The sequence below is a fragment of the Parafrankia sp. FMc2 genome, from assembly GCF_041008525.1.
Taxonomy (GTDB): domain Bacteria; phylum Actinomycetota; class Actinomycetes; order Frankiales; family Frankiaceae; genus Parafrankia.
Map to the genome: position 1 here is coordinate 1 of NZ_JBFLUG010000204.1, position 9,846 is coordinate 9,846.

The following is a 9,846-nucleotide window of genomic DNA, read 5'->3' on the forward strand; positions in this document are numbered from 1 at the left end:
CGGTGAGGGTTGCGGGTGGCAGGCCGAGGGGGGCGACCGGTGCGGCGCGGAGCCGGGCAAGGAGATCCGCGGGGGTCTTGCCTCCGCGGTAGGAGTGCCGCCGGGTGAACGCGGCCATCCGAGCTTCTCGGTTAGTGTTGACACGCTACCAGGAACCGGAATACGCAAGAAGCTCGACAGTGACGCCGCGCAGTCAATAGTAGGCCGCCGCAGCATCAACAGTTCTCGACCGGCTGCCAACGGGCCGGTCCTGACTGGGAGCCGGTGAAGGGCACCGGCCCTGTTAACGGAAAGGTTGAAGTTACCACGGCGGATTCAACTGGTCGTCGCAACACCTCGATCCGGAGGTGTGGGAATGGGACGGCCGGCGGATTGGACCGAGACGGTCACAGGGCGGGCGGGGATGCGGTCGCCGGGGCGACCGCCTGAGGCGCGCCGCGAGCATCAGCAGCGGTTCTGGGCTGCGATCGCGCGTGGGCTGAGCAGCGAGGATGCCGGTGTCGCGGCCGGCGTGTCGCCGGCGGTCGGGAGCCGATGGTTCCGCAACTGCGGCGGGATGCCCCCTTCGGACTTCCCTGCCCCGTCGGGCCGATATCTGTCGTTCGCGGAGCGGGAGGAGATCGCCCTGGGTCGTGCCCGCGGGGACAGCATCCGCCAGATCGCCCGGGGTTTGGGCCGGCCTGCGTCGACGGTGTCGCGGGAGCTGCGGCGTAACGCCGGCACCCGGTGCGGGACGCTGGTCTACCGGGCCACGCTCGCGCAGTGGCATCGCGACCGCCGTGCCGCTTGCCCCAAGACTGCCAGACTCGCCGGCAACGAGCAGCTGCGCAGCTACGTGCAGGACCGGCTCGCCGGGCCGGTCCGCCGCGGCGACGGCACGCCTGTGCCCGGCCCGTGGACGGCGCCGTTCACCGGCAGAAACAAGCCGGACCGCCAGGACCGCCGCTGGGTCAGCGCGTGGAGCCCGGAACAGATCTCGCGGCGGCTGCGGGTCGACTTTCCCGACGACCCGGCGATGCGGATCTCGCACGAGGCGATCTACCAGGCTCTTTACATCGAGGGGCGGGGGGCGTTGCGCCGTGAGCTGGTCGCGTGCCTGCGCACGGGCCGCGCGCTGCGGGTGCCACGCGCGCGGGCCGGACGACGCGGCGACGGCATGGTCACGCCCGAGGTGCGGATCGGTGCCCGGCCCGTCGAGGCCGCGGGCCGGGCGGTCGCGGGGCACTGGGAATCTCAATGGTGTTGTCAAGCTGTCCGCGTGGACGCGGGCGGTGTCGCTGTCCAGGGTCGGTTCTCCCGCAGCAGCGCCCATAGGACGTCGACGCGGCGGCGGGCCAGGGCGATGACGGCTTGGCTGTGGGTGGCTCCCTGATCCCGCTTCTTCAGGTAGTAGTCCCGGTTCGGGCCGGGGCGGATCATGCTGGTCTGCGCGGAGAGGTAGAAGACGTGCCGTAGCGGGCGGCTGTAGCGCAGTGGCCGGTGCAGGTTGCCGGTGCGCCGGCCGGAGTCGTTCGGGACAGGCACCAGCCCAGCGGCGGCGGCAAGGTGCCCGGCGCTGGGAAACGCCCGCAGCTCCCAGCAGGGCGTTGGCGACTGCGCCGCGCCTTGCTGGGGGCAGCCTCGATCCGGCCAACACTCAGCGCAACAGAGCCGGTTCAGATGGTTCCGAACAGCACTCCCGCGCCGAGCACCACCAGGCAGGTGAGGGCTGCCCACTTGACCGTCATCCTGATGTGATCACTGAACTCGACCTTGGCCAACCCGATGAGCACGTACACGGCCGGTACCAGGGGACTGGACATGTGCAGCATCTGGCCGGACAACGAGGCTCGGGCGATCTCGATCGGCTCGACGCCGTGTGCCGCGCCAGCCTCGGCCAGGACCGGGACGATGCCGAAGTAGAAGCCGTCGTTGGACATGAAGTAGGTCAACGGCAGGCTGAGCACGCCGGTGATGATCGCCATGTGTGGGCCGAGGGCGTCGGGGATGGCGTCGATGATTACGCGGGCCATCTCCTCCACCATGCCGGTGCCGGTGAGTACGCCGGTGAAGACCGCGGCGGCGAAGACCATGCCGGAGACGTTGACGATGTTGTCGGCGTGCGCGGCGATGCGCTCTTTCTGCTCCTCCATCCGCAAGAAGTTCACCGAGAGCGCGATGGCCGCTCCGATCATGAACAGCACCGGGATGGGGAGCGCCTCCAGGATCAGCAGGGTGAGGAGGGCGATGGTCAGCGCCGCGTTGAACCAGAACAGCCGGGGGCGCAGCGTGGCGCGGTTGGGGTCGAGGCCGATGTGTTCGGCAGCGTTCCCGTCGGCAGCGTGCCCCGCGCCGCCACCGGCGTTCGCCAGGTTGCCGTTCCCATGGGTATCCGGCCGGGCAACCCGGTCGCCGCCGATGACGCCGACCGGGTTGCCGCCGGCGAGGGCTGGCACGGCCGCTCCTTCCTTGATGAGCATTTGAGGCTCGGTCCTGACCGGCAGCTTCGACTCGACTCCTGTCTGGATCTCGTCAAGGGTCAGCAGGTGGAGGCGGCGGCGCTCGCGCAGACCGAGGTACCCGGCGAAGAGGAAGACGAAGGCCAGGCCGACCGCGAGCGCGGGGACCATGGGCACGAAGATGTCGCCCGCGTCGAGGTGGAGGGCGCTGGCCGCGCGCGCCGTGGGCCCGCCCCACGGCAGTGTGTTCAGCACGCCGTTGGCGGTCGCGGCCACGCAGGTCAGCACCACGACTCTCATCTTCAGCCGCTGGTAGAGCGGCAGCAGCGCACTGACTGTGATCATGAATGTGGTGGAACCGTCGCCATCCAGCGAGACCACCGCGGCGAGCAGCGCGGTGCCGAGCACCACCCGCAGCGGGTCTGCCCTGCAGAAGCGCAGGATGCCTCGGACGATCGGGTCGAACAAGCCGACGTCGATCATCACGCCGAAGTAGATGATGGCGAACATGAGCATCGCGGCGGTGGGTGCCAGCGACCTGACGCCGTCCAGGACGTAGTCCCCGAGTGACGCGCCCTGCCCGACGAGTACACAGGTTAGGGCCGGGATGAGAATCAGGGCGGCGATCGGCGACATCTTCTTGGTCATGATCAGCGCAAGGAAAGCAGCGATCATGGTGAAACCGGCAACCGGCAGCATGAGGACGCCTAACGTTCGTCGTCTAAACGGTGGCAGGCGGCGTTTGGAAACTCCCGTGAAAGATCCGGAAACTCCCGCGAAAGATCGAGTGTGACCCGCCTCATGGCGGGCGACAGTACGGACGAACTGTCGATGCCGGTAGTATTGATAGCATTGCGCCGGTAAGCCGCACAAATTGTGTTCTGCGCGTTTAGCTCATGTCGTCCACCGGGGGTTCCGGGGTACGTTGGCACGGTGCTGAGGCCCCCCAGGCTCGCCACCCAGACGATGTTGTTACAGGTGGCGGTCATCGCGGTTGTCACTGGGAGCGGCTTCTTGCTGGTCACCGCACTCCTGCGCACCGAGCTCGAGCGACAGTTCCAGGACCGCGCGCTCGGAATAGCCACAGCGGTCGCGGCGCGACCCGGTCTCGGAGACGCGGTGCGCGGCGGCCGTCCCGATCCGAGCGACGACATCCAACGGGACGCCGAAAGCGTCCGCGTCGCGACCGGCGCGCTGTTCGTAGTGATCTTCGATCGGGACGGCATCCGGCACTCGCACCCCAACCCCGCCCTGATCGGCGGGCGGGTCAGCACCGACCCGTCCGGGCCGTTGCGGGGGGAGCGGGTGTCGAGCATCGACCGGGGCACGCTGGGCGAGTCGGCCCGCGGCAAGGTCCCGATCTACGACTCGGCCGGCGCCATCGTCGGCGGGGTCAGTATCGGAATCGACGCCCGCGATATCGGACGGCGGCTCGGTGACCTGCTGCCCGTCGCCGGTCTGTTCGCCGGGTTGGCGCTCGCCGGCGGAGCGGTGGGTGCCGCGCTGCTGGCCGCCCGACTCAAACGACGCACCCTCGGGTTGGAGCCGGCCGAGCTGGCCGATCTGCTCCGCGACCAGGTGGCGGTACTGGAGGGGATCGGCGAGGGGGTGCTCGCCGTGGACACCGCCGGTCGGGTCAGTGTCTGCAACGCCGAAGCGGCCCGCATCCTCGACGGCACGCCGGGGCGAATCGCGGACCTTCCGCCGGAGGCGCGCGCTCTTCTCACCGACGACGCGACCGTGGTCGGCACGCTCCGCGTCGTCGGCGACAAGGTGGTCCGGGTGACCCGCCGGCCGGTCCGCCGTGGTGACCACGACCTCGGCACCGTGCTGACGATGCGGGACCGCACCGACCTCGACGGGCTGTCCCGTGAACTGGAGGCGACCCGGGCGCTGACCGACGCGCTGCGGGCGCAGGCCCACGAATACACCAACCGGCTGCACACCCTGGCCGGCATGCTCCACCTCGGGCACGCCGACGACGCGCGGTCATACCTGACGGAACTGGCCGGCGAGTCGATCGGCGGCGGACAACTCTCCGACGCCTACCTCGACGGGCTGCTCACGGCGAAGGCCGCGGTCGCCTCGGAAGCAGGGATCACCTTACGGCTCGGTGAGGCCACCTGGGTTCCCGGTCGGCTGACCGCCCCGCTCGACGCCGTCACCGTGGTCGGCAACCTGGTCGACAACGCGATCCAGGCCGCCGCGGCCGGCACCCGCCGCCCCGCGTGGGTCGAGGTCAGCCTGCTCGCCGCCGACACAGACCTGCACGTCTACGTGGCCGACAGCGGCCCCGGGCTCCCTATCGAAAACGCCGCCGACATATTCCGGCTCGGTTTCACCACCAACGGCGACAATTCACGACCGCACGGATTCGGCCTATCCCTGGCGCGGCAGACCGCCCGCCACCACGGTGGGCATGTAACACTACGCGACGCCGGTGGGGCGACCGCCGGTGCCATATTCGTCGCGGTGCTACCCGGGGTGCTCAGGCCGGAACCCGGATTCGCCTGGCAGAGCGCCGAATGATCCGGATTCTGATCGTCGACGACGACTTCCGAGTCGCCGGGGTGCACGCCTCATACGTGAACGCGGCAGGCTTCTCCGTGGTAGGCGTCGCGCACACAGCCGAGGACGCGGTCACCGCCTGCCGGGACCTGAGGCCGGACCTCGTCCTGCTCGATCAGTACCTGCCCGACCGGTCCGGCACCGAGATCCTGCCCGACCTCGACGCAGATGTGATCATGCTGACCGCGGCGGCCAACGCCGAAACGATCCGCGCCGCGCTCGGCGCCGGGGCGCTCAACTACCTGCTCAAGCCGTTCACCGCACAGCAACTCACGGACCGGCTGGCCGCGTACGGCCGGTACCGGCAGCACCTTGGAACAGGTCGAGATCTCGCTCAGGAGGACATCGACCGGGCGATGGCCCTGTTGCACGAGCACGACACCCCGACCGCCGGATTACCGAAGGGGCGCTCGGCGGTGACCGCGCGGCAGGTGCTCACCGCGATGCACGACTCCGGCCAACCGGTAACCGCGGTGGAGGTCGCAGAGATCGTGGGTGTCTCCCGGGCCACCGCCCAGCGATACCTGGCCGACCTTGCCCGCGCGGGCAAGGTCGAACTGCGGTTACGGTACGGCAGCGCCGGCCGCCCGGAGCACCTGTACCGATGGCGCGGCATCGCGTCACCTCAAGATCCTGGTGGCCGTCGACGAGAGCCCGTGCCACACGCCAGCGACCGGGACGGTCATGAGCCTGCCGACGATCATGCTCCGGGCAATGACGGGTAGCCGGGCCAAGGCCAACAGCGTCACGGGGCCAAGGGCGTAACAGACATCGTCCACCCCGTGCTGGACACGGGTGTTTCGGGACTAGTTTTCGGGACGGTTTCCGGCCTGCTCAGCCCTGTCCCGTGTCGATGTCCGAAGTCGTGTGCGCGGATGTCTGGAGGGGTCTGTTGCATTGCGGGATGGCAGGGCATGGTTGGCCCTGTCGAGCAGGTGATCAGATCGCGAGGGTGAGCTCGGTGAACGCGGCTGTCAGCCGTGCGTGCGGGGCGGTGTCGATCCCGAGTTCGTAGTGGCCGCGGCGGATGTTCTGGACCAGCGCATGCCCTGCGCTGATCGTCTGGGCGGAACGCAGCCGTTTCAGGCCGCGCATCGGCCGGAGCCGGGCTTTCAACCGGCCATGATCGAATTCGATCCGGTTGTTCTCCCGCGCGGCATCGACGTGGCAGGCCTCGGGGAGCAGCTCGTCCAGGATCCGCGGGTAGACGGGGGCCTTGTCGGTGGTGACCTCGACCGGCCGGCGCCCGTGGGACAGCGCGCCGGTGAAGAACCGGCGTGCCGCAGCCTGATCACGGCGGGTGCTGGCGAGGACGTCGATGACCTGCCCGTACTGGTCGACAGCCCGGTACAGGTACGTCCACCGGCCGGCGACCTTGACATAGGTCTCGTCGACGAACCACCGGTCACCAGGGCGGTGCCGACACGGCCGGGCCGCGTCCACGAGCAGGGGCGTGAAGCGTTGAACCCACCGGTAGATCGTGACGTGGTCGACCTCGAGGCCGCGTTCGGCGAGGAGCTCTTCGACATCCCGGTAGGACAGCGAGTACCGCAGGTACCACCGCACTGCCAGGACGATCACTTCCGGTGGGAACCGGAACCCGGCGAACTCCGACACCGGAGCCGGTGGACGGACACGACGTCGACGCATCCTTCGATCATGACTGCTCGGTGGTCGAGATGGCGGACTTCGCCTATGCAACAGTGCCTGCTGACTCAACCAGAACAGGGTGATCGGATCTGGGAGTGGATCGTTACCAAACGTTAGCGAGGACGACTGCGAGTACAATCACTTCGAGCATGAACCGGTGCACTCGATACTACTGATCACGATGCTGATCTCGGGCGCGTTCCCTGGACTGTGACTGGCGAGCGTGTGTACAGACAAGCGACACTCACCACCCGTCCGGGATGTCTAGCCCCGACGGCCCTTACATGACGCAGCTTGAGATCTTCCGCTGCGCCCAACCCAATGAGCACACATTGAGCATCAGGGAAATTCCGAAGCCGAACTAAACTGGGTCGAATTTTCCAACCATGCAGGTTGCGGCGATATCGATCAAAGGAAGACGCGGATGACGGCCATTGTACGAGCCGGTTAAAAGCCGGTTGCTCTGCCAATTGAGCTAACGGCCCTGCTGAGAGTCATCGTACCGAACCCCCCGTCGAGAGGGAGGCCTGGGCGCGGGGGAGGTTGGCGCAGGAGGTGGGGTGGGGGGCATCAACCACGCGGTTGCGACCCGAGTTCTTGGCTGCATAGAGAGCACAGTCGGCGCGGTCGAGGACGTCCGCGAGGGTGGTGTCGACGGGGGCGAGCTGAGCGGTGCCGACGCTGACGGTCACCCCCAGAGTACCGCGCGCGGTGCGGAACGCGAGTGCGGCGACGGTCTGGCGGAGGCGCTCGGCCAGACCGGGCGGGTCGTGGTCGGTGATCACGGCGATCTCCTCACCACCGATCCGGCCGACGATGTCACCGGCCCGCAGGGTGGCGCGGATGCTGGCGGCGACAGTGGCGAGCACCTCGTCGCCGGTGGCATGGCCGAAGGTGTCGTTGACCTGCTTGAAACGGTCAATGTCGATCATGAATACGGCGAGGGGCCGGCCGTTCCACCGGCAGTGCTGGAGCCTGGCCTGGGCCAGTTCGAGGAAGCGGCGCCGGTTCGGCAGGCCGGTCAGGCAGTCGCTGGTCGCCTGACGCCGGATCTCCTCGAAGCTGGCAGCGGCGTCACACGCCGTGGCGATCTCGGTGAGCAGGTCGTAGGCGGCCTCGTCGGGTCTCGTGGCCAGGGCAGCGACGATCAGACAGCTGCCTGTCGCCGCGGACGGCGCCGGCCTGCCGGGAGGCGGAACCGCGCCGGGAGAGCCGGGGCGCACCGGTGTGGGGGGGAGCGCGGAGGTGGAGGTCGTCCGGACGGGCGGTCCGGGCCCGAGGGCGGCATCGGGCTGCGGCACCGGACCGGCGGCCGGTGCGGCGGCGAGCCAGGACCCGGAGGCGTGCCGGTGCCCGGGGAGCGGCCATGGCCGTCCGGAGGGCACGGAGGTGCCGCGGTCGTGGGCGGAGCCCAGGACGGAGTCGGCGATGTCGGCCGGTAACGGCTCGCCGAGGGTGCCGTCGGCGACGTCGCCCCAGGTGGCCACGACCCGCAGTGTTCCCGACTCCTGGCGGCGCAGCACCCAGACCGCCTCTACCGGCAGCAGCTGGGTGACCGCGCCCATCACCTGGCTCAGCAGGCAGCGGACGTCGGTGGTCGCCGCGCGGATCGCGGCCTGGTTGAGGCGGCCCCGCAGTACGTGCCGGCGTCGCTCGGCGACCACCAGCGCTCGCAGCGCTGCCGGGTCGCTGGATCGGCAGGTGCCCGCCAGGTCGGCGAGGTCCGCGACCATCAGCTCACGCTCGATCTGTGCGGCGACGGTGGACGCCATGGCCAGCAGGAGTGGGCTCGTGTCCTGCGCGGCGCAGGTGAAGTTGACCAGGCCGACGATGGAGCCGAGACCAGGGCCGTGCACGGGAGCGGCACCGCACGAATATGACTTGCCGCCCACCGCGAAGTGCTCCCAGGAATCGATCAGTACCGGGTGCCCGAGGGTCAGTGCGGTGCCAATCCCGTTCGTGCCGATGATCGCTTCCGAGAAATCGAAACCGGGGACGATCGGCCCGCTTTCCATCGCGCTGCGCTCGAAGGCGCGATCGCCGCCTGCATGGAAGAGCAGGAGGCCGTCCGCGTCGGCGAGCATCCCGATGACCGCGACCCCGGTCAGCCGTTCGACGGCCGCGCTCAGCACCGGCCGCGCGACCCGGACGAACGGGGAGTCCGTCTCGACCTCGACATACCGGGCGTCTGCGAGCACAGGAGGAACCGCGTAGTCGCGGGCGCGTGCCCAGGACTGCCGGACGATGTCGCGCGGTGCGCACTCATGCCCGGGACCGTGTTCCGGCAGGGCCGGCAGGGCCGGCAGCAGACCGCGGAGCCGGATGCCCTCCGGCTCCCGACCTGGCTGCTCGAATAACTGCCGATACGCCATCGCGCCGCGCGCCCGCCGTCCTGTCGGACCGATCACTTGTTTGCTGCCATCAAAACGACGGTAACACGAAGGTCGGTGCCGGGCATTCGCGGCGAATGTGTTTACTTTCCGCGCGGGTCAGAGCCGGTCATAGGATGTTTTTCGTCGGATAAGCGGCTGGCGGTGTCACCCAGCGGCGCCGGCGCACTGCTCGCCGCTCTGTCGTCTCCGCTGTCCGCTGCGGTCAGCGCAGCCCGGAGCGGACGAAGGCGTCGACGACCTGGCGCTTCATGACCAGCGACAGCTGCGCCGCCTCGACCAGGGGCTTGTAGATCCACAGCGCCGTCGACCTGCTGGTCGACGCCCGGCGGCTGCTGCAGATCGGGAACGGCGGATCGGTGCCCGTCGCGGAGGACTCCCTGCTGCGGTTTCTTGCCATGGGCCGTCCGGCGGAGGCACCGAGCGACATCGCCGGCAGGCGTCCCCGCCGACCGGCCGGCGCCGTCATCGAGCCACCGGCTGACCCTGGACGCCGGGCCTCGACCAGTGACCCTCCCGCTGAGCAGGACGGAGGGCCACCGGCCGGGCACCTTTGATCATCCGGTGTAGTAAGGCGTTCCCGGGACGGCCGAGAGCACTGCCGGCGCTGCGGCTGGCAGCCCGCCGCCGCCGCCACCGCCGCCGCCGCCGCCGGGAACACCGCCACCGCCACCGCCGGGAACACCACCGCTTCCGCCGCCGGGAACACCACCACCACCGCTTCCGCCGCCGGGAACACCACCGCCACCGCTTCCGCCGCCGGGAACACCTCCACCACCGCTTCCGCCGCCGGGAACACC

At 69.4% G+C, this 9,846-nt stretch carries 6 protein-coding genes and 2 pseudogenes; 3 read left to right on the top strand and 5 right to left on the bottom strand.

What is annotated here, in order from left to right:
* Positions 1–355: 355 nt before the first annotated feature.
* Positions 356–1,231: pseudogene (locus AB1460_RS33810) on the top strand (transposase); the annotation flags it as partial.
* Positions 1,232–1,245: 14 nt separating this feature from the next.
* Here AB1460_RS33810 and AB1460_RS33815 read toward each other — a convergent pair.
* Together AB1460_RS33815 and AB1460_RS33820 are read right to left on the bottom strand one after the other, a co-directional pair.
* Positions 1,246–1,566: pseudogene (locus AB1460_RS33815) on the bottom strand (transposase); the annotation flags it as partial.
* Between the two features lie 89 nt (positions 1,567–1,655).
* The gene (locus AB1460_RS33820; protein WP_368966368.1) at positions 1,656–3,137 is read right to left on the bottom strand and encodes a CitMHS family transporter; all 1,482 of its coding nucleotides are present in this window, start codon (positions 3,135–3,137) and stop codon (positions 1,656–1,658) included.
* Positions 3,138–3,371: 234 nt separating this feature from the next.
* Between AB1460_RS33820 and AB1460_RS33825 the strand changes: the two genes are divergently transcribed.
* Both AB1460_RS33825 and AB1460_RS33830 read left to right on the top strand, forming a co-directional pair.
* Positions 3,372–4,967 carry an ATP-binding protein gene (locus AB1460_RS33825; protein WP_368966363.1) on the top strand — a complete coding sequence of 532 codons (1,596 nt, stop codon included), beginning with the start codon at positions 3,372–3,374 and terminating at the stop codon, positions 4,965–4,967.
* Positions 4,964–5,731, top strand: coding sequence for a response regulator (locus tag AB1460_RS33830; RefSeq protein ID WP_368966364.1), 768 nt, complete (start codon positions 4,964–4,966; stop codon positions 5,729–5,731). Before AB1460_RS33825 ends, AB1460_RS33830 begins: the two co-directional genes overlap by 4 nt.
* 214 nt (positions 5,732–5,945) lie before the next feature.
* Here the strand turns inward: AB1460_RS33830 and AB1460_RS33835 are convergent, their stop codons facing one another.
* From AB1460_RS33835 to AB1460_RS33845, 3 genes are all read right to left on the bottom strand, one after another.
* On the bottom strand, positions 5,946–6,623 hold the full coding sequence (locus AB1460_RS33835; protein WP_368966369.1) for an IS6 family transposase: 678 nt from the start codon (positions 6,621–6,623) through the stop codon (positions 5,946–5,948).
* Between the two features lie 527 nt (positions 6,624–7,150).
* Positions 7,151–9,064 (bottom strand): diguanylate cyclase, encoded by a 1,914-nt coding sequence (locus AB1460_RS33840; RefSeq protein WP_368966365.1) that lies wholly within the window; start codon positions 9,062–9,064, stop codon positions 7,151–7,153.
* A 187-nt stretch (positions 9,065–9,251) separates the two neighbouring features.
* The coding region (locus tag AB1460_RS33845) for a hypothetical protein (RefSeq protein WP_368966366.1) at positions 9,252–9,846 on the bottom strand (595 nt) is incomplete at its 5' end.